The 20,034-nt window shown below is 72.2% G+C and carries 18 protein-coding genes; 4 read left to right on the top strand and 14 right to left on the bottom strand.

Going from position 1 to position 20,034, the window contains the following annotated elements; genetic code table 11:
- Positions 1–53: 53 nt before the first annotated feature.
- Together glyS and glyQ are read right to left on the bottom strand one after the other, a co-directional pair.
- Entirely contained in the window at positions 54–2,141 is a 2,088-nt protein-coding gene (gene glyS, locus P1V51_06595) for a glycine--tRNA ligase subunit beta (GenBank protein MDF1562692.1), read from the bottom strand.
- Positions 2,134–3,039 (bottom strand): glycine--tRNA ligase subunit alpha, encoded by a 906-nt coding sequence (glyQ, locus tag P1V51_06590; protein MDF1562691.1) that lies wholly within the window; start codon positions 3,037–3,039, stop codon positions 2,134–2,136. The genes glyS and glyQ overlap by 8 nt, the downstream gene beginning before the upstream one ends.
- Before the next feature lie 189 nt (positions 3,040–3,228).
- Here glyQ and P1V51_06585 point away from each other — a divergent pair, with 189 nt between their 5' ends.
- Entirely contained in the window at positions 3,229–6,459 is a 3,231-nt protein-coding gene (locus tag P1V51_06585; GenBank protein MDF1562690.1) for a carboxypeptidase regulatory-like domain-containing protein, read from the top strand.
- Positions 6,460–6,541: 82 nt separating this feature from the next.
- On the opposite strand, the gene recO is transcribed toward P1V51_06585, so the two are convergent.
- From recO to P1V51_06555, 6 genes are all read right to left on the bottom strand, one after another.
- Positions 6,542–7,333 (bottom strand): DNA repair protein RecO, encoded by a 792-nt coding sequence (gene recO, locus P1V51_06580; protein MDF1562689.1) that lies wholly within the window; start codon positions 7,331–7,333, stop codon positions 6,542–6,544.
- 5 nt (positions 7,334–7,338) lie between these two features.
- Positions 7,339–7,695, bottom strand: coding sequence for a helix-turn-helix domain-containing protein (locus P1V51_06575; protein MDF1562688.1), 357 nt, complete (start codon positions 7,693–7,695; stop codon positions 7,339–7,341).
- A gap of 2 nt (positions 7,696–7,697) precedes the next feature.
- A complete protein-coding gene (locus P1V51_06570; protein MDF1562687.1) occupies positions 7,698–8,474 on the bottom strand; it encodes a tetratricopeptide repeat protein in 777 nt (258 codons plus the stop codon).
- A 36-nt stretch (positions 8,475–8,510) separates the two neighbouring features.
- Complete coding sequence (locus tag P1V51_06565; protein MDF1562686.1) at positions 8,511–9,107, bottom strand: hypothetical protein; 597 nt, start codon at positions 9,105–9,107, stop codon at positions 8,511–8,513.
- The gene (locus P1V51_06560) at positions 9,108–9,728 is read right to left on the bottom strand and encodes a hypothetical protein (protein MDF1562685.1); all 621 of its coding nucleotides are present in this window, start codon (positions 9,726–9,728) and stop codon (positions 9,108–9,110) included. It abuts the gene before it with no gap.
- A gap of 211 nt (positions 9,729–9,939) precedes the next feature.
- Positions 9,940–10,428 (bottom strand): hypothetical protein, encoded by a 489-nt coding sequence (locus P1V51_06555; protein ID MDF1562684.1) that lies wholly within the window; start codon positions 10,426–10,428, stop codon positions 9,940–9,942.
- Between the two features lie 177 nt (positions 10,429–10,605).
- On the opposite strand from P1V51_06555, the gene P1V51_06550 reads away from it, so the two are divergent.
- Positions 10,606–12,843 (top strand): hypothetical protein, encoded by a 2,238-nt coding sequence (locus tag P1V51_06550; protein ID MDF1562683.1) that lies wholly within the window; start codon positions 10,606–10,608, stop codon positions 12,841–12,843.
- A gap of 145 nt (positions 12,844–12,988) precedes the next feature.
- On the opposite strand, the gene P1V51_06545 is transcribed toward P1V51_06550, so the two are convergent.
- The 4 genes from P1V51_06545 to P1V51_06530 are packed head-to-tail and all read right to left on the bottom strand — an operon-like array spanning position 12,989 to position 15,925.
- Positions 12,989–13,921 (bottom strand): dihydroorotate dehydrogenase, encoded by a 933-nt coding sequence (locus P1V51_06545; GenBank protein ID MDF1562682.1) that lies wholly within the window; start codon positions 13,919–13,921, stop codon positions 12,989–12,991.
- Positions 13,918–14,712 carry a dihydroorotate dehydrogenase electron transfer subunit gene (locus P1V51_06540; GenBank protein MDF1562681.1) on the bottom strand — a complete coding sequence of 265 codons (795 nt, stop codon included), beginning with the start codon at positions 14,710–14,712 and terminating at the stop codon, positions 13,918–13,920. Before P1V51_06540 ends, P1V51_06545 begins: the two co-directional genes overlap by 4 nt.
- Entirely contained in the window at positions 14,709–15,155 is a 447-nt protein-coding gene (rimI, locus tag P1V51_06535) for a ribosomal protein S18-alanine N-acetyltransferase (GenBank protein ID MDF1562680.1), read from the bottom strand. Before rimI ends, P1V51_06540 begins: the two co-directional genes overlap by 4 nt.
- Positions 15,152–15,925 (bottom strand): hypothetical protein, encoded by a 774-nt coding sequence (locus tag P1V51_06530; protein ID MDF1562679.1) that lies wholly within the window; start codon positions 15,923–15,925, stop codon positions 15,152–15,154. The genes rimI and P1V51_06530 overlap by 4 nt, the downstream gene beginning before the upstream one ends.
- 96 nt (positions 15,926–16,021) lie before the next feature.
- Between P1V51_06530 and P1V51_06525 the strand changes: the two genes are divergently transcribed.
- Positions 16,022–17,062: a J domain-containing protein gene (locus P1V51_06525; protein ID MDF1562678.1), complete on the top strand. Its 1,041-nt coding sequence runs from the start codon at positions 16,022–16,024 to the stop codon at positions 17,060–17,062.
- Between the two features lie 2 nt (positions 17,063–17,064).
- Here the strand turns inward: P1V51_06525 and P1V51_06520 are convergent, their stop codons facing one another.
- Together P1V51_06520 and P1V51_06515 are read right to left on the bottom strand one after the other, a co-directional pair.
- Positions 17,065–17,820: a hypothetical protein gene (locus P1V51_06520; GenBank protein ID MDF1562677.1), complete on the bottom strand. Its 756-nt coding sequence runs from the start codon at positions 17,818–17,820 to the stop codon at positions 17,065–17,067.
- 5 nt (positions 17,821–17,825) lie between these two features.
- The gene (locus P1V51_06515) at positions 17,826–18,695 is read right to left on the bottom strand and encodes an HAD family hydrolase (protein ID MDF1562676.1); all 870 of its coding nucleotides are present in this window, start codon (positions 18,693–18,695) and stop codon (positions 17,826–17,828) included.
- Between the two features lie 86 nt (positions 18,696–18,781).
- Here P1V51_06515 and P1V51_06510 point away from each other — a divergent pair, with 86 nt between their 5' ends.
- Positions 18,782–20,026 (top strand): phospholipase D-like domain-containing protein, encoded by a 1,245-nt coding sequence (locus P1V51_06510; GenBank protein ID MDF1562675.1) that lies wholly within the window; start codon positions 18,782–18,784, stop codon positions 20,024–20,026.
- Positions 20,027–20,034: the final 8 nt, after the last annotated feature.

Below are 20,034 nucleotides of genomic sequence, written 5' to 3'. Positions count from 1 at the left end.
TTGTGCCGGCCAGCAAGACATGCGAGCGGCCAGCTTGGAGATGGTGTGGGAGATCAGGAGTTGGTCTGGATCTGGGAGAAGTCGGCCACGCCGTCGAAGAGCAGCGCGATGCCGGTGAGGAGGAGGAGGCGGTTGTCTCGCACCCGGGCGTCCTCCGCCATGACGAGCACCTTCTCGAAGAAGGCGTCGACGGGATCCCGCAGGGTGACCATCTCCTGGAAGGCCGACCGGTAGTCGTGGCGGGCGTAGGCCGCCTCCACCTTCTCGCGGACGGCCATGCCCTGCTTCCAGAGCCGGGCCTCGGAGTCGTCCTCGAAGAGGCTGGTGTCCACCTCGGGGGCGTCGATGGTCGGCGCCTTCGCGACGATGTTGGCGGCCCGGGTGAAGGCGACGGCCAGGGCGTCGAACTCCGGGCGCTCCTTGATGCCGGTGAGGGCCTCGACCCGCTCCCGGGCGGAGAGGATGTCGCCGAAGCCGGCCGAGAGCACGGCCTCGACCACGTCCACCGGATACTCCTGGGCCCAGGCGTGGCGCAGCCGGCCGCGGAAGAAGTCGAGGATCCCCGCCTTCAGCTCGTCGAGGGGCACCGTGAGGGTGTCCTTGTGCAGCTTGGCCGCCTCCTCGATGCAGGCCCCGAGATCGATCCGGTAGCCCCGGTCGAGGACCACGTTGACGATGGCCAGGCAGGCGCGGCGCAGGCCGAAGGGATCGGCGGTGCCGGTGGGCGGCTTGCCGATCCCGAAGAGCCCGACCAGGCTGTCGAAGCGGTCGGCGAGGCCGACCAGGGCGCCCGCCGACTCGGTGGGCAGGCGGTCGCCCGCGTGCCGGGGCAGGTAGTGCTCCTCGATCGCGAGGGCCACGGCCTCGCTCTCACCGCCGAGGGTCGCGTAGTGGCGGCCCATGATGCCCTGCAGCTCGGGGAACTCGCCCACCATGCCGGTGACGAGGTCCACCTTGGCCAGGGTCGCGGCGCGGTCCACCACCGGCTGGACCGACTCGAGGCCGAGCTTGGAGGCGAGCCAGACCGCCAGGGCGCGGATCCGCTCGGCCTTCTGGGCCACGGTCCCCAGCTTCTTCTGGAAGACGACCCGCTCCAGGGAGGACATCCTCGACTCGAGGGTGTTCTTGCGGTCGGTGTCGAAGAAGTGCCGCGCGTCGGCGAGGCGGGCGGAGAGCACCCGCTCGTAGCCCTTGCGCGCCACCGCGGGATCCCGCACCTCGGTGTTGGAGACCGCCACGAAGGAGGGGACGAGGGCGCCGTCGCTCACGCGCTCGACGGCGAAGTACTTCTGGTGCTCGCGCATCTCCGAGATCAGCACCTCGCGGGGCAGATCGAGGTGCGCCTCGTCGAAGTGCCCGACGATGGCCACCGGCCACTCCACCAGGTGGGTGACCTCCCGGCGCAGCGCCGCGTCCTCCCGGACCCGGTGCGCGGGGTCGGCCGCCTTCACCGCTGCCTCGACCGCGGCCTGCACGGCCGCCTCGCGCTCGTCGGGATCGGCGAGGACCTTCGCCTCCCGAAGCTTGTCGAGGTAGCCCTTCGCGGAGCGCAGGGTGATGGCCGCGGGCGCATGGAAGCGGTGACCGTAGGTCTTCGAGCCGCTCTCCACGTCGGCGAAGGAGAACTTCACGTTCTTCCCGCCGAAGCGGGCGCAGATCCAGTGCACCGGCCGGGCGAAGCTCTGCTCGCCCTCGCCCCAGCGCATGGACTTCTTGAAGGGCAGGCCCGCGACGACGCCCTGGAGGAGGCCGGGCAGCACCTCGTCGGCGGCGACGCCGACGGACTCGACCTTGGCGGCGACGTAGCGCCCCTTCGGCGTGTCGACGATCTCGAGGCTCTCGACCTCGACGCCCTGCCCCTTGGCGAAGCCGACGGCGGCCTTCGTGGGCTTGCCCTCGGCGTCGAAGGAGGCCCGCTCCGGCGGCCCGGTCACGACCTTGGACTCGTCGGGCTGCCGGTCGGCGACCTCGGCGACGATCGCGGTCAGGCGCCGGGGCGTGCCGTGGACGACCACCTCGGAGTGGGCGAGGCGCGCCTCGTCGAGGGCGCGATCGATGGAAGCGCGGAGGGCCTCGAGGGCCGGATCGACGAAGGCGGCGGGGAGCTCCTCGCTCCCGATCTCCAGCAGCAGGCTAGGCATGGTCGGCCTCCTCGCTCCCGGCGGCGGCGCCGGCGTGCAGCAGCGGGAAGCCGAGTGACTCGCGCACCTCGAGCCAGACCTTGGCCGAGCCGCGCGCCACGCCGCGCACGCGCTGGATGTAGCCCGCGCGCTCGGTCACCGAGATGGCGCCGCGCGCGTCGAGCATGTTGAAGAGGTGCGAGCACTTCAGCGCGTGGTCGTAGGCCGGGATGGGCAGCTCGACCTCGAGCAGCCGCCGGGCCTCCTTCTCGCTGGCCTCGAAGCTCTGGAAGAGCAGGTCGGTGTCCGCCTCGTCGAAGGCGTAGCGGGTCTGCTCCACCTCGTTGCGGTGGAAGATCTCCCCGTAGGTCACGCCCTTCGCGTACTCGATGTCGAAGACGTTCTTCTTCTCCTGCAGGTACATGCAGATCCGCTCGAGGCCGTAGGTCAGCTCCACGGCCACCGGCTTGCAGTCGTAGCCGCCGGCCTGCTGGAAGTAGGTGAACTGCGTGATCTCCATCCCGTCGCACCAGACCTCCCAGCCGAGGCCCCAGGCGCCGAGGGTGGGCGACTCCCAGTCGTCGTGGACGAAGCGCAGGTCGTGCTCCTCGGGGACGATGCCGATCGCCGCCAGCGAGTCGAGGTAGAGCTGCTGGACGTTCTTGGGGCTCGGCTTGAGGATCACCTGGAGCTGGTGGTGCTGGTAGAGCCGGTTGGGGTTCTCGCCGTAGCGGCCGTCGGCGGGCCGGCGGGAGGGCTCGACGTAGACCACGTTCCAGGGCTCGGGACCGAGGACCCGGAGGAAGGTCGCGGGGTTCATCGTCCCGGCGCCGACCTCCACGTCATAGGGCTGCATCAGGAGGCAGCCGTGGTCCAGCCAGGCGCGGGTCAGAGAAGTGATAAGGTCTTGAAAATACATGGATTCCCTCGGGCGCCGGAACCTACCCTCGGCCCGAGGGATCGTCAAGCGACTCACGGCGGTCCGCCGCGAAACACGGACTCGCCCCGGAGAGCCCGATCCTGGCCTCTGCGGGGCCCTTCCCGGCGCCCGGCGCCGGTCCACTCCCGACCTCCCGATTGGGGTAGAGTCAGCCCTGCGATGACGAGCGTGAGAAGGGGGATCCACCTGCACCGAAGTCTCCTGCCGGCCCTGGGCCTGCTCTGCCTGCTGCCCGGCCCCCTGCTGGCCCAGGATCACCGCCTGATCGGGGACACCCCGGAGCTCGGAGCCTGGGTCGAGGCCGCGGCGATCCCCCTGGTGGACGACGGCACCGGCGCCGACGCGGTGGCGGGGGACGGCGTCTTCACCGCCTCGGTCTCCTTCGCGGCCGCGGCCCTGCCCGGCCCCCGCACCCTGCGCTGGCTGGTGCTCCCCGAGGGCGCCACCCTCGCCGCGGGCGCCGTGGGCCAGGCCGACGGCTCGCCGATGCGCGTCGACCTGCCCGACGAGCAGGCCCGCACCCTCGAGTTCCGCTTCACCCCGACCGCGCCCGCGGGCTTCGGGCCGGAGCCCGGGCTGGCCGACTCCTTCACCAGCGGGCTGGCCACCGACCCCACCCTGCGCCGCCCCGTCGCCTTCCTCGCCCAGGGTGGCTTCCAGCGGCACCTCGGCGGGATCCCCTGGAACCCGGCCGGCCCCGGGACCCGCCTGCTCGACGACGGCCAGGCCCCCGACGCCCTGGCGGGGGATGGGCTGGACACCACCAGCATCACCCTCCCCCTCCCCCTCGATCCCACCGACGAGCTGGAGTGGAGCGTCGGCGCGGCGGGCAGCAACGCCATCGACCGGAGCCTGGAGCTGGGCGCGGATGGCTGGGGTTTCGCCGCCGACGGCGTCTCCCCCGCCCCCTTCACCCTCACCCTGGAGCCCTGGCAGCCCGGGCGCTTCGAGCTCGACCGGCTCCGGGGCATGGCCCGGGTGGTCGTCGACGAGGCCGCCTTCGAGGCTCCCCAGCTCTCCGAGGTCGCGGACGCCGCGGTGAGCCTCTCCTGGGTGGAGCTCCACAACCCCGGCACCTCGACCCTCGCCCTCGACGGACTCTTCCTCACCGACGATCCGCTCTTCGCCCTGCTCCCCTCCGGCGCGCCGCCCGCGGCCGGGGCCGGTGACGCCACCGCCGCCTTCCCGCCGGGCGCCCACCTGCCGGCGGGCGGCTACCTGGTGATCGCCTGGCCCTCGCCCGGCGACTTCCACACCACCTTCGGGCGCTTCCCCGACCTCGAGCTCCTGCCCGACGTGCCCGCGGTGCCCGAGATGGTGCCCACCCACGCCGGCGCCATCGACGCGGCGGCCTCCCTCGATCCCGCCGGCGAGTTCCTGCTCCTCGGACGCCACGCCGCCACCGACGCCCTGGTCGAGGACGTGGACCTCGTGACCTGGGGAGCCCCGGCGGCCGGCGAGCTCTTCGACGACCGGGTCGACACCACGCCCAGCGGTGCGGCGCCCGCCTACGGGCTCGAGGCCGGCACCTTCCGCGGCGAGGCCGCCCCCGGGGTCGGGCTCCACGCCCGCAAGGAGCTCGGCGAGGGCGCCGAGGCCCGGACCCCCTGCGTCCGGCCCTGCCCGGTCGACGGCAGCGCGGCGGCGAGGCCCAGCGGGCTCTACGACGGCGCGGCCGGAGCGCGCCACGACGAGACCAGCGAGCCGCTGGCCACCACCTGGGCCCTCGCCCGGCGAGCCACCCCGGGCGAGGCGAACGCGGTGGCGCGCTTCGTCAGCGGCCGGGTGGAGGACGGCGCGGGCGGCGGCGTGCTCCACGCCGACGTCGAGGCGGTCCGCGGCGCCGCGCGGGTGGCCGCCCTGAGCGACGCCGCGGGTGACTTCCGCCTCGGCCCCCTCGAGCAGGGGACCTGGAGCGTCCAGGCCCGCCAGGCGGCCGGCGGCGTCTCCCAGGTGGAGACGATCCGGGTGGAGGGCGACCTCGCCCTCCCCTCCCCCCTGGTCCTCGACGGGAGCCCCCTCTTCTTCACCCTCGACGGCGTCGTCCTCGACGCGGGCAGCGGCGCCGGCCTGGCCGGCGCGACCCTCACCGCCGTGCCCGGGCAGGGGAGCGCGATCGCCGGCGCCGGGGGCAGCTACAGCCTCGGGCTCCCGGCCGGCGCCTACACCCTCGTCGCCTCGGCCCCCGGCTACGCGGCGGCGGACCTCGGCCTGATCCTCGGCAGCGACCAGACCCGCAACTTCTCCCTCTCGCCGGGATCCCCGGCGGTGCAGGTCGCCGGCGTCGTGAGCGAGAGCGGCGGCCCGGCTCTCGCCGGAGCCCGCCTGAGCCTCCAGGCCAGCGGCCGCGCCACCCAGGTCGTGGCCAGCGCCGGCGACGGCAGCTTCCTCTTCCCGGCGGTGCTGCCCGCCACCACCTACCGCCTCCAGGCCAGCGCGCCCGGCCACCGCCCGCTGGGGATGGACCTGATCGTCGCCGACCTGGACCTCGGAGGCCTCGCCCTCGAGCTCGAGGCGCTGCCGGCCACCCGGACGATCTCCGGGACCGTCCTCGACGCCCGGGACGACACGCCCCTCGAGGGCGCGACCGTGATCCTCGAGGGCGCCGGCGGCACCCTCACCGACGCCGCCGGCGTCTTCGCCCTCGACGGGCTGGTGGACGGCCCGGTGATCCTCCTCGCCAGCCTGGAGGGCTTCCTCACGACCCGCCAGCCCCTCACCCTGGCCGGCGCGGATCTCCCGGACCAGACCCTGCGGCTGATGACCGACCACCGCCTGCTGCTCGAGGGCCGGGTGATCGACGCGAGCGACGGCACGCCGCTGGCCGGCGCCACCCTCGAGCTGACCCCCGCCGCCGGCGGCGCCACGCAGAGCGTGATCACCGACGACGCCGGCCGCTTCTCCTGGGTCCAGCTGCGGGAGGGCGACTACACGCTGACGACCTCGGCCACCGACCACCTGCCCGACACCCGCACCCTCTCCCTGGCGGCCGACACGCTGCTCGAGATCCCCCTCTCCCCCGATCCCGATCGCCGGATCTCCCTGGCGGGCGTCGTCGCCCTGGAGGGGCAGCTCGTCGGCGGCTGGGAGGACACCGCCCTCTCCCTGGCGGGCCCGACCCCCGGCACGGCGACGACCGCGGTCGATGGCACCTACCGCTTCGAGGACCTCGTCCCCGGCAGCTACGTCCTCACCGCCAGCCACGCGGGCTTCCTCGAGGTCCAGCTCCCGCTGGAGCTCTCGTGGAGCAGCGAGCAGGATCTCGTGCTCGCCCTCGACGAGCCGGCGAGCTCGCCCGAGCCGGGCTGCAGCTGCAGCAGCCCGCGGGGCGAGCCCGCCAGCCTCTTCGCCCTGGTGCTTCTGGGCTGCATCGGGCTGATCGCCCGGCGTCGTCGCTGAGCGGCCGGGGCCCGTACACGTACACGTCCACGGACGCGTCCCCTGGCACGCCCCCCAGCACGCCCCCCACCCCGCCGCTCCCTCAGCGCAGGGTGGCGTCCAGCAACGCCCGGCTCTTCGGCGCCCTCCCCAGCAAGGCCTCCAGGGTGTCCTCCAGGGCCCTCCTCGCCTCCTCGATCGCCTCGAGGTCGTCGGCCGGCAACCCGGCGGCGCGCGCCAGCAGCTCCGCCGAGACCCCCGCCCCCGCCAGCGCCAGGAGCGCCTGCCGCGTCCGGCGCAGCAGGGTCCGATCGTCCGGGAGCCAGTGGGGCTGGCACTGCTGGCAGCACAGCCCTCCCTCCCGCACCGAGTAGCGGGAGCGCTCGGCCTCGGGCGTCCGCCCGCAGGAGGCGCAGGCCGCCAGGTGGGGCGCGGCCCCGTAGGACTCGAGGATGGCGTGATCCATCGCGATCCGCCCCCAGGGGGAGAGGATCCCCTCCCGCCCCTCCTCCTTCCCGTCGAGGCCGTCGAGGGCGGCCACCAGCAGATCGAAGAGGGCGGCCTGGGGCTGGTCCTCGCGCAGGATCATCCCGGTGAGCTCGACCAGGTAGGTGCCCAGGAAGATCCGCTCGAGGTGCTCGCGCAGCGTCAGGCGCAGGTGGAGGACCCGGGCCTCGTCGAGGGAGGGGAGGTCCCGGCCGGGGCGGCGAGTGAGGACCACCTCGAGGTGGGCCATGGGCTCGAGCGTCCCGCCGTAGCGCTTGCGCGACTTGCGGGCCGCCGGCGCGAAGGCCTTCACCAGGCCCGTCTCCCGGTCGAAGAGGCGCACCAGCCGGTGCCCCTCTCCGTAGTCGGAGAGCCCGAGCACCAGCGCCTCTGACCGGCTGGTGATCATCTCCGTCAGGAGCCGAGGAAGCGCAGGGCGAGGTAGAGCACGCCCCCGGCGACGACCAGCGCCGCCACGACCGGTGCGTGGCCCTTCCAGGCCGGGGCCGGCGGCCGCTCGGAGGGCGCCATCGCCGGGGTCTCGCCGGTCTGCTCCTGGTAGCGCAGGAGGAGCTCCTCGGGATCGAGGCCCACCGCCGAGGCGTAGGCGCGCAGGTAGCCTACGATGTAGGCCCGTCCGGGCAGGCGCACGAGCTCGTCCGCCTCGAGGAGATCGAGGGTCGAGCGGGGGATCCGCGTCACCCGGGAGACCTCCTCCAGCGGCACGCGCCGGAGCTCGCGCTCCTGGCGCAGGTAGGGGCCGAGCGCCAAGGCTACTCTCCGATGAGCCCGGCCGCGCCCGCCGACTCTAGGGCCGCGCGCGAGCGCCGGCACTGCTCCCCGAGGTTGCTCGAGAGCCCCGTGTCGGCCAGGGCCGAGCAGCGCTCGAAGGCCGCCTTGGCGCCGGAGACGTCGCCCGTGCGCAGGCGGGCCTCGCCCAGGAGGTGCTGGGCCGTCGCGTTCTCCGGGCAGTGCTCGGCGAACTTCTCGTAGGCCCCGAGCGCCGCGCCGGCCTGATCGATCTCCTGGTAGATGTTGCCCAGGTTGCGATAGCCCGCGCAGAACTTCGGCTGGGTGATCAGCGCCGCCTTCAGCTCGGTGATGGCGTCCTCCACCCTGCCCTGGTGGAACATCGCCATGGCGAGGTTGCCGCGGGCGAGGTGCGGCGTCGGATAGAGCACGTTCGCGAGCGCCTGGCGGCAGAGGGTCTCGGCCTCACCGTAGCGCTTCAGGTCGAGGAGGAGCGCGCAGTAGTTGTTCGCGGCCTCCGAGTACTCGGGCTTCAGGTCGAGGGCCTTCTGGTACTCCGGCTCGGCCAGATCCGGCCGCGCCAGGGAGACGTGGTAGAGCAGACCGAGCGCGTTGCGCGCGTCGGGGAAGTTGGGATCCTTCTCCACCGACTCCCGCAGCGACTTCACGGCGTCCTGGATCCGGCCCTCGCTGCTGGCCTGGATGCCCAGATCGTAGTGGATCCGCGCTCCAGCGGGGTCTCGCGGACAGCCGGTCAGGAGCAGCGGAAGGGTGAGGAGGACGAACGGGTTGCGCAGCATGATCACTCGCCTTCGATCGGAAGGAAGGTGGGCAATCTAGAACGAAGCGAGCAGACGGGCCATCCTGGCGACCTCGTCGGGCTCGAGCGCCGGGATGTGCTCCTCGGCGACCCCCTCGATCACCAGCTCTCCGACCACGGCTGCCTCGGAGAGATCGAGGATGTCGTCGTCGGGCTCGTCCTCGTCCATCGCCGGTGCGGCGGCGGGCGCGGGCTCGGCGATGAGCCCGTGGCGGGTGGCCCAGGCGCGGGTGTCGGCGTGGAAGCAGGGCAGCCGATCGATCAGCTCGAGTTGCTGCTCTCCGCTCAGATTGCGGTAGTTCGCGTTGTCGACCATGAAGCCCATGCTCTCCATGAACATCAGGGCCTCGGCCTCCACCTCGGGGTAGGCCTGGACGTCGAAGCGCTGCTGGTCGTTCACGTAGATGACGTTGGCGACGGCCGTCTCGAGGTAGAGGGCGATGTAGATCGAGAAGGAGTTGTCGGGGTTGCGGAGCCCGACGACGGTGGCCCGGGTGGCCTGGGGCTCGTGCCCCGGCACGCCGATGTGGGGGTGGTTGATCGACTCGATGATCGAGACGATCGCCTCGCGGCGCACGTCGAGGAAGCCGATGCGGGGGTCGGTCTGGAACATCTAGTTCACCGTCACGGTGTATTCGCGCGAGATGTCCTCCATCTGCGCGGCGTTGACGCTGAAGTCGACCAGGGTGCGCTCGATCATCACGTTGTTGCCCCCCTCTGCACCCTCACCGAGGACGACGCGGAAGGTGTGGCCCGGCGAGCGGCTCTTGAGGCCCTTGGCCAGGTTCTTCTTCGCCATGATCAGGATCTTGTTCTGACCGGGGCGCAGGAAGCGGGTGACGTCGGCCACGACCTGCGACTCCTCGCCCCGCAGCTTCCGGATCCACTTCGCGTTGATGTAGAGGTCGATGTCGTAGCTGGTCGCGCCGACCTCGTTCTGGGAGGAGACGAGGTAGTAGCGCCCACTCATCGCCCGGGAGGTGGTGACCGGCGCGGTGGCGGTCGCGCCGCCGTCGGCCGGCGCGGCGCCCGCCTTGGCGCCGGCGACCGCGTAGCCGGGCGCGTCGATGTGGACGTTGCCGTTGGCGTCGATCCGGACGGTCGCCTTCTCGAAGGTCTGCCCGGTAACGCCGGTGATGTTGACCCCGTTGAGGAAGGTGTCTGCCCGGGCGGGTGAGGCCACCGCCGCCAGCAGGACCAGCGCTCCCCAGACCCTCGTCCTAGCTCTCGTCATCGTGCACGACCTTTCGGATCACTACTTCCAACACTGCGGATTCTTTGTGGGTTTCTCGGGGCCTGTCAAGAACGGGGCCCACTCTCCCCCAGACGAAGAAGGGCCCCTCGATCTTCATCGAGGAGCCCTTGCGGTCCACTCCCCGGGTGCGCGGAGAGTGGCACCTGCGCTCCACCGGGCGAACCGGTGGAGCGCAGGTGGAGACCTGGACCTAGCGGGTGGCCTTCTTGGCCGCCTTCTTGGTCGACTTCCGGGTGGTGGTCTTCTTGGTGCTGGTCGACCGGGTCTTGGTCTCGGGACCCTTGAGCTGCTTGGCGAGGGCGTTCACCTTGCGGGTGAGGCGGTCGATCTCCTTGGAGAGGCGGGTCACCTCGTCGCGGGAGGCCAGGCCGACCAAGCCCAGCGCCTTGTCCTGCAGGTCGTGCAGGCGCTCCTCGAAGTCGTCGGCGATCTCGGTGGCGCGGTCGCGGGTGCGGGTCTCGATGTCGCGCGCCCGATCGACCATGTCGTCGAGGTGGAGCCGGTCACGGACGCTCTCGAGCTCGGTGTTGCCGCGCTCGTAGAACTCCTTGATCAGGCTCTCGGCCTGGCTGCCGAGGTCCTGGACCCGGGCCTTGCCGTTCTCGATGCCGCTGGACACGAACTCGGGCACCGGGATCTGAAGGTTCTGGTTCTTCTGCTGCTTCTGGGTCCTTGCCATCTCACACCTCCAAAAGGTTGGGCATTGGGACGGGTATCTCTTGCTTGACGCACTGCGCAATCTAACGCTCTGCGTCAAAGCGTCAAGTGCCCCCAGGGACTTTTTTTTCGGGTTTTTTTCCTGAATGATGGCAGTAGCTTGGGAGTCGACCCCTCCCCTCGCCCGAAAGGCGCCCTCATGAACCGCACCTCGCTCGCCTCCCTGGCCCTGGCCCCCCTCGCCGCCCTCCTCCTCCTGGGCGGCTGCCCCGGGGGCGCCCCCGAGCCCCAGTGCCGGGTGGACGACGACTGCAGCGGCACCCTACGCTGCGTGAGCGGGAGCTGCGAGGACCTCGGGCCCACCCCCTGCACCTCCGACGGGGAGTGCCCGACCGGCCAGACCTGCCAGGCCGGCTTCTGCGAGGCCGGCTCCAGCCTCTGCGCCTCGGACCTCGACTGCGACGCCGGCCAGACCTGCGACCTCTTCACCGGAGCCTGCGTGGGCAGCGGCGGCTGCCAGAGCGACGCCCAGTGCGCCCCCCCCGGGACCATCTGTCAGGCCAACGCCTGCGTGCCGGGCTGCCAGACCGTCCCCTGCTCCGGGGTGGAGATCTGCAACCAGACCACCGGACGCTGCGAGGCCGATCCCGGCTGCAGCTCGGACAGCCAGTGCGGCGTGCCGGCCATGGTCTGCGAGGGCGGCGCCTGCGTCGCCGGCTGCGGCACCGCGGGCTGCCCGACCGACGCCTACTGCGACTCCACCACCGGCCGCTGCGTCTCCGGCTGCCGCAACGACGGTGACTGCAACCCCCCCGCCCGGGTCTGCCTCTTCGGCGCCTGCGCCGACGGCTGCGGCAGCGCGGGCTGTGGCGGCGTTGAGGTCTGCAACACCGCCACCGGCCGCTGCGAGATCGACACCTCCTGCGCCACCGACGGTGACTGCGCGCCCCCCGACTCGATCTGCGAGGGCACCACCTGCGTCTCGGGCTGCACCCTCGCCGGTGGCTGCGCCCTCGAGACCTACTGCGACTCCGGCAGGGGCCGCTGCGCCCCCGGCTGCCTCACCGACGGCGACTGCGGCGCCCCCGGCCGGGTCTGCGACACCACCGCCGGCTCCTGCGAGGACGGCTGCGCGACCCTCGGCTGCGCCGTGGGCAACACCTGCAACCAGGCCACCGGCCACTGCCAGCCCGGCTGCGCCACCGACGCCGACTGCGCCGTGCCCGACGACGTCTGCGAGGGCAACAGCTGCGTACCGGGCTGCCTCACGGCCGGCTGCACCCTCGGCAACCTCTGCGACGCGACCACCGGCCGCTGCTTCCCCGGCTGCAACGTGGACGTCGACTGCGCCGTGCCCTCCCAGGTCTGCGACACCTCCACCAGCCCGGGCAGCTGCGTGGCCGGCTGCGTCACCGTCGGCTGCAGTGTGGGCAACTACTGCGACACCACGACCGGCCGCTGCGCGGCCGGATGCCTCGCCGACACCGACTGCGACCTGCCGGCGGAGGTCTGCGACGGCTCGACCACCCCGGGCGCCTGCGCGGCGGGCTGCTCGGTGACCGGCTGCCTGGCCGGCGAGCTCTGCGCCGGCGCCACCACCGGCCGTTGCGAGACCCCGGGCTCCCTCTCCCTGGGCCAGCCCTGTACCGAGCACGTGCAGTGCCAGAGCGACTTCTGCCTCGTGCTCACCGCCGGCGGGCTCTGCAGTCAGCCTTGCTCCGACTCGGCCCAGTGCCCGGCCGACTTCTGGTGCCTGGACGGACTGACCGCGCCGGGCTCCTACCTCTGCTGGCACGAGAGCCAGTTCGCGACCGACTTCGGCAACGACCTCGCCGGCGCGGTCTGCAGCAGTACCGTCAACAACTGCAAGAGCGGCTGGTGCAACAACGTCGCCGGCCAGTGCACCGACACCTGCCAGCGCGACGCGGACTGCGCGGCGACCGGCCCGGGCACGACCTGCACCCACCTCACCTACAACAACGACACCATCAGCGATCTCGTCTGCAACACGGCCTACAGCGGCGGCGGCACCGGGGCGATCTGCAACTCGAGCGCCACGCCCGCGAACTCCGGCTGCGCCCGGGGGGCCTGCCTGAGCTACGGCGTGACCTCCATGTGCGCCGATCCCTGCTGCACCAGCAACGACTGCCCCTCGGGCTTCGTCTGCGGCAACGTCGGGGGCCTCGGCGGCACCATCTTCCGGATGTGCGTGCAGGAGCCCACCGCCACCAACACCGGCGCCATCGGCAGCGACTGTGATCCCGCCACCGGCGCGCCCTGCCGCAGCGGTCTCTGCCTCACCGACGCCCTGGGCAACTTCTGCTCGGATACCTGCTGTACCCACGCCGACTGTGGGGCGGACATGAGGTGTGAGGAGATCCCGCTGCCGGACGAGAACAATCCGACGGAGTTGATCCCGTTGTGTATGCGGCGGTGATCTTCACCCGCCCTCGAGGCCGTCCCCGTACACGTACACGTCCACGTACACGGGTTCTTCCGGGGACCCCTCGACGGCGAACTCGATCACGGGAGAGACCGTGAACGTGTACGTGTACGTGTACGTCGACGGGCTACGAGCCCGTTCAGCTCTGCAGCGCCCCCGTCAGCTCCTCCACCCGCCCGATCCCATGCCGCGCGCAGTACTCCCGCAGCCCGGCATTGATCTTCTCCGGCACGGTCGGATCCGCGAAGACCGCCGTCCCCACCTGCACCGCGCTCGCCCCCGCCAGGAGGAAGGCGATCGCGTCCTCGGCGGTGGCGATCCCTCCGATGCCCACCAGGGGAGCGTCGACGGCTTGGTGGACCCGGTGGACCAGGCGCAGGGCGAGGGGCTTGATGGCGGGGCCGGAGAGGCCACCGGTGACGTTGGTCAGGACCGGGCGGCGGCGCTCGACGTCGATGGCCATGCCCGAGATGGTGTTGATGAGGGTCAGGGCGTCAGCCCCTGCCTCGACCACGGCGGCGGCCACCTCGACGATCCGGTCGCCGGCGTTGGGGGAGAGCTTCACCCAGACCGGCTTGCGGGTGGCGGCCCGCACGCCGGCGGTGACCTCGGCGGCGATGCGCGGATCGAGGCCGAGCTCCACCCCACCCGCCTTCACGTTCGGGCAGGAGATGTTCAGCTCGACGGCGTCGATGCGCGCGTGGGGCTCGCAGGCCTCGGCGAGGGCGGCGTAGTGGTCCGGCTCGGTGCCGAAGAGGTTCGCGATCACCCGCGGCGCGATGCCCTCCAGGCCCGGCAGCTTCTCGGCCAGGAAGGCCTCGATGCCGATGTTCTCCAGGCCGATGGCGTTGAGCATCCCGGCCGCGGTCTCGGTGATCCGGGGCGGCGGGTTGCCCGGCCGGGGCGCGAGGGAGAGGCCCTTGGTGCACAGGCCCCCGAGCTGCGAGTAGTCGAGGAGGTCGGCGTACTCCAGGCCGTAGCCGAAGCAGCCGCTGGCGGTGAGCACGGGGCTCGTCAGCGGGAGCGCCCCGACCTTCACCGAGAGATCGACCTGCTCGGGCGCGAGGCTCACGGGCGCACCTCGCCGGCGAAGAAGACCGGACCGTCCTGGCAGACCATCGCGTAGCCCTCGCCCTCGCTCCGGGCGACCGCGCAGCCCCGGCAGATGCCGATGCCGCAGGCCATGTTCGCCTCGAGGGAGAACTGCAGGGGCAGCCCGGCCCCCTCGCAGAGCTCCGCCGCCGCGCGCATCATGGGGGTCGGGCCGCAGGCGTAGACCGCGGGGCCCTCGCCGCCGCCCTGGCCGAGCCAGGCCCGGAAGGCGTCCACGTTGGTGCCCGAGACGCCCGCCGAGCCGTCGTCGGTGCAGGTCACCAGCTCGATCCCGGCGGCCGCGAAGCGCTCGAGGAAGTGCAGGTCGGCCTCGCTGCGGCCGCCGTAGTAGCAGGTCACGGCGTGGTCCCGGGCCAGCTCGGTGCCCAGGTCCAGCAGGGGGGGCATCCCCACGCCGCCCGCGAGGAGGACGACCCGCCTCCGCCCGGGGGGCCGGAAGCCGTGCCCCAGGGGGCCGAGGGTCTGGACCCGGGTGCCGGGGGTCCAGCGGGCCATCTCCCGGGTCCCCCGCCCGACCTCCTTGAAGAAGATCTCCACCTCTCCCCGCCCCGGATCGCGGGAGAGGAAGGAGAAGGGGCGCGGCAGGAGGGGATCCACCGCGGCGGCGTCCACCGCCCGCACCGAGAGCAGCGCGAAGCTGCCGACCTCGCCGGCGGCCAGGTGCGGGGCCTCGAGGATCAGGTGGTGGTAGCCCCCGCCCAGGGCGCGCAGGGCGCTCACCCGGGCCGGCTGGTAGCGCCGCTGGCTCAAAGCTGCCACTCCAGCAGGACCGCGTCCTCGTGATCGGAGTCGTAGTAGCGTGGCCGCTCCCCGACCATGCGAAAGCCCAGGTCACGGTAGAGGCTGCGCGCGCCCTCGTTCGAGCGCCGGACCTCCAGGGTGATCGTCTCCGAGCCCGCGGCCCGGGCGATCTCGGCGCAGTCCTCCAGGAGTGCCCGCCCCACCCCCTTGCGGCGCGCGTCGGGATCGACGGCCACGTCGAGGACGTTGCACTCGTCGGCGACCAGCCAGCAGATCAGGTAGCCCAGGATCACGCCCGCCTCGTCGCGGGCGGCCCGCTGCCGCGACCAGGGGTGCTCGAACTCCTTGGCCAGCATCCGGCGGGACCAGGGGTGCGCGAAGGAGCGCACCTCGATCGCGTGGAGGGCATCGAGGTCCTCCAGGCTCGCGTCGCCGATCGTCACGTTGCTCATCCTGGATCCTCCACCCCGTCCTCGCTCGCGGCCTCCGGGGGCCGCTCCACCGCCGCGAAGCGGGCGGGGGTCTCCAGCTGCTGGACCTCGCCGTGCTTGCGCAGCCGCTCCATCAGGGCCTGTACCGCATCCTTGTAGCGCTGTTCGAAGAGATAGCCACGGATCACCTCGCGGACCCGCTCCAGGGGCTGGCCCCGGAAGCGGGTGGGCTCCTGCTCGTAGAAGGCCCGCACGTCCACGTCGGTGACGTTCACGCTCATCTTCACCCTCGTGTCCAGGTAGCGCTTCACCCGCAGGTTGCGCTCGAGGATCGCCCGCACCCGGTCGAGGCTCACGTCCTGCGACTGCAGGAAGACCTCGAAGCTCTGGCGGGAGGGGAAGCGCTGCCGCAGGAGCTCCAGCTCCCGGGAGACCTCGTCGGGCTCCACCTCGAAGACCCCGAGGCGCTCGACCTCCTGGAGGATGAGCAGCTGGTTGATCAGGTAGGCCTGCACCGAGGCGATCGTCTGGGCGTCCAGCTCGGCGAAGGCCGCGTTCACCCCGCCGCTCGCCACCAGGACCAGCCGGGCCTCGAACTCGAGCTCGGTCCGGGTCACCACCCGCTCCCCCACCGCCAGGACCACCGACTCCGCCAGCTCGCCGAGGCCCTCGACCACCCCCTCCGGGGCCCGGGGCTGGGCGTGGCCGGCCGCCGGGAGGGCCAGGGCCAGCCCGAGGATCAGCCCGGTCCCGGGGAGGCGGGGGGTCGGGTTCCTTCGGGCGCGCGGCATGACGGCCGCATGGTACTCGCGAACGCCGGGGGGCGCACCACCCGGCGCGCACCGGCCGGGCGTTGCCTGGCGCCACAACGTGATTAGATGGTGAGCGTGAGCCCGCGAGATCTCTACGCCGTCCTCGGTGTCCCCCGGACCGCCTCCGCCGACGAGGTGAAGAAGGCCTACCGCAAGCTGGCGAAGGCCAACCACCCCGATCGGAACCCCGGAGACGCGAAGGCCGAGGAGCGCTTCAAGCAGGCCTCGGCGGCCTTCGACGTGCTCGGCGACGCCGAGAAGCGCAAGCTCTACGACGAGTTCGGCGAGGACTCCCTGCGCTCCGGCTTCGATCCCGCGCAGGCCCGCAAGTACCGGGGCTGGCAGCAGGACGCGGCGCGGGCGGCCCGCGCCAGCTACCAGGCCCGGGGCGGCGGCACCGGCCCCGGGGGCATCGACCTCGACGAGCTGCTGCGCAGCTCCGGGCGCGGCGCCGACACCGGGGGCTTCTCCTTCTCCGACCTCGGCGACGCCCTCGGTGACCTCTTCGGCATGGGCGGCGGCGGGCGTGAGCGGAAGCGGCCCGCGGGCCCGACCCGGGGCGAGGACGTCGACACCCAGATCCAGATCGACCTCGAGCGCGCGGTCCTGGGCGGCAAGACCAAGATCCGGGTCGCCCGCCCCGACCGCCCCCGCCCCCAGCAGCTCACCGTCACCATCCCCAGCGGGATCGAGGACGGGAAGAAGATCCGCCTCTCCGGCCAGGGCCAGGCCAGCCCCGACGGCGGCAAGCCCGGCGACCTGCTGATCACGGTGCGGATCCGCCCCCACGAGCACTTCCGGCGCGAGGGGGACGACCTCCTCCTCTCGCTGCCGGTGACCGTGGGGGAGGCCATGCGGGGCGCCACCGTCGAGGTGCCCACCCTCGAGGGCTCGGTGAAGCTCAAGATCCCGGCCGGCTCCCAGAGCGGCAGCCGCCTGCGCCTCAAGGGCAAGGGCGTCCCGACCCGGAAGGATCGGCCCGCCGGCAACCTCACCGTCGAGCTCGTGATCGAGGTGCCCCGGCCGGGGAAGCTCGGCGAGGAGCTCGAGGCCGCCCTCGACACGCTCGAGGCCGCCTACACCCACCGGCCCCGGGCGGGCCTGAAGAAGTCCTGAGGCTAGGAGGCCGCAGCGCCCCGCAGCTTCACCACGCCGTCCGAGGTCAGATAGAAGGGCTCCTCGATCCGCTCCTCGAAGGTGGGGCGGAAGCCCTTCACGTCCCAGGCGCGCCGGGCGAAGACCTCGAGGATCAGCTTCTCGATCCGGGGCTTGTCGGCGGCGTGCTCCTTGAAGAGCTCGAGGAGGCGATCCCGGAACCCGCCCTCGTCGTCCAGGACCTCCAGGGTCTCGATGGCGGCCACCATGGTGTCCTGATCGGGCTCGTCATCGAGGAAGAGCATCAGGGTCTGCTGGATCCGCTCCGACTTCCGGCCGAGCTCGGCCAGGTGCTTGATGAGGGTGACCTTCTTGGTGTGCTCGCGCTGGTACTCTTGGGAGAGCTTGGTCAGCTCGTCGCAGACCATCTCCTCGACCATCGCCGTGCCGGCGATCTCCTGCACCGCCTTCAAGGGCCAGCTCACCGCGGTCTGCCGGCGGAGGAAGTCGCGGATGGGACCGAGGCTGCGCTTGCCGAAGTCGACCAGGATCTCCTTCACCCACTCCTTCTCCTCCTGATCGGTGATGCCCGGCTGGCTGCTCACCGTGAAGCGCATCAGCAGGCCCGCGAGGGCCTCTTCGCTGCCCTCGTCCCGGAGCGTGGCGATGGCCTTCTGGCGGCCCTCCGGCTGACCGTAGACCTCCTTCAGCCGCTTCACGTTCTTGGCGATGGAGGCCTCGCGGCGCTTGTCCTTGTCGAAGATGTCGAGGAGTCCCATGTGCGTCACGCTCCGCGCTCGAGGAGTTCGAGAACCTGCCGGAAGTTACTCAGGGTCGCCCCCGGGCGGTAGGTCTCGTGATCGGTCTCGGCGGCGACGTTCTTCGCCGTCACCGCCGCGGCCGAGAAGGTGTCGAGGCGCTCGCGGTACTCCGGGGAGATGTAGGTGCCGTACTCGGCCCAGGCGGCCTGCACCCCGGCGGCGGCCGCCGCAGCGACGTCCTTCTTCAGGTTGTCGCCGACCATCAGCACTTCCTCCGGCGCCAGGTCGAAGTCCGAGAGGATCCGCTGGATGCCCAGGGGCGAGGGCTTCTCGTGGGTGCGGGGCAGCTCGACCACCAGCCCGAGCGCCGAGCGGTAGTAGCCCTCCTGCTCGCGGATCTTCACCGCCGGATCCACCAGGTCGGGGACGGCGAAGCCCTCCAGGGAGTAGAGGGCGTCGACCAGGCCGTCGAGCTCGAGCTGCTTGAGGCGCCGCTCGGCGGGCGAGCGCGGGGCGTCGGTCAGCGCCACGATCCTCACGCCCCGGGCCCGCAGGGTCCGCAGGGTCGGCAGCACCCCCCGGTAGGGGCGCAGGAAGCGGCGGCGGCAGTCCGAGAAGGCCTTGCGGGCGGGGGTGATCACCAGCGAGTTGAAGGAGTCGAAGTCCTGGGCGTACTCTCGGAAGATCGACGACTCCTGGATCGCGAAGGCGTACTCGTTGGTGTCGTAGCGCTCGTAGACCTCCTTGAGCGACTGCACGATCCGGATCCGCGGCAGGCCGGTGGTCTGCTGCAGGGAGGTCACCATCGCCTCCAGGGCGGGCACGATGTAGTCCACCCAGGAGTAGAGCGTGCCGTCCATGTCCGTGATGACGGCCCGGTAGGACGCCTTCACGTCGCGACCGCTGCTGCTCGTTGGCGTCCCATCTTCGAGTCGGGACTGTAGCGGAACAGCCCCGGAGGGGGCTACCTTGGCCCTCGATGGGTCCTCCCACCACTCCGCCGCCCCGGACGAGGGCGCGCGGCGCCGAGCTGCTCACCCGGCTTCCCCGTCCGAAGCTCCTCGGTCCCGCCCTGCGGGGCCGGGCGCTCCGGGAGAGCCACGCTCAGGACTGGCCCTTCCCCGAGACCTACGTGGCCGGGAACCTGACTCAGGTCTACTTCGAGGGGGGCGCCTGCTTCGACGCCATGGCCGAGGCCATCGCGGCGGCCCGGGAGTACGTCTACCTCGAGACCTACATCCTCCGGGCCGACACCACCGGCTGGCGCATCGCGGACGCGCTCGCCGAGCGGGCCCGGGAGGGCCTGAAGGTCGCCCTCCTCTACGACGCCTTCGGCTCCCTGGGCCTCGACGACGCGCTGCTCGCGGAGCTGCGCGGCGCGGGCGTGGAGGTGAAGGCCTACCACCCCCTCTGGCCCTGGAAGCAGCGCTGGGCCCTCAACCAGCGGGACCACCGCAAGATCCTGGTCTGCGACGGCAGCGTCGGCTTCGTCGGAGGGATGAACCTCTCCGACGCCCACCTCTCGGTGGAGCGTGGGGGCGAGGGCTGGCGCGACACCCACGTCCGCCTGGAGGGCCCGGTGGTGGTGCAGCTCCAGCGCCTCTTCGTCGAGGAGTGGATCCGCCAGGGCGGCGAGGTCCTCCCCGAGGCGCCGATGGCCGCCGCGCGGCCCGCCGGTCTCCACGCCCGGATCGTCGAGAACCGGCAGCGGGCCCGGCGCTCGCTGGTGCGGGGCAGCTACTTCGACGCGCTCTACCACGCCCGGCGGCGGGTCTGGATCACCAACTCCTACTTCGCCCCCGATCGGCGCTTCCTGCGGGCGATGCTCCGGGCGGCCAGCCGGGGGGTCGACGTGCGGGTCATCCTGGCCGGCCAGAGCGACGTCCCACCGGTGACCTGGGCCGGGGAGCACCTCTACGATCGCCTGCTGCGCGGCGGCGTGCGGATCTTCCGCTGGACCCGCACCGTCCTCCACGCCAAGACCGCGCTGGTCGACGAGCGCTGGTGCACCATCGGCACCTACAACCTCGACCAGCGCTCCTACCGCTACAACCTCGAGGTCAACGCCACCCTCCTCGGAGAGGAGGTGGTGGGGCTGCTGGCCCGCGCCTTCCGCCTCGACACGGCGGTCTGCGAGGAGGTGGAGCTGGAGCACTGGCGCAAGCGCGGCCTGTGGCGGCGGCTGCGGGCCTTCATCGCGTACCGGCTGCGGCGGTGGCTCTGAAGCGAGCT

Source organism: Deltaproteobacteria bacterium, assembly GCA_029210625.1.
Taxonomy (GTDB): Bacteria; Myxococcota; Myxococcia; order SLRQ01; family SLRQ01; genus JARGFU01.
The sequence above is the reverse complement of the archived record's forward strand: the minus strand, read 5'-3'. Positions and strand labels throughout refer to the sequence as shown.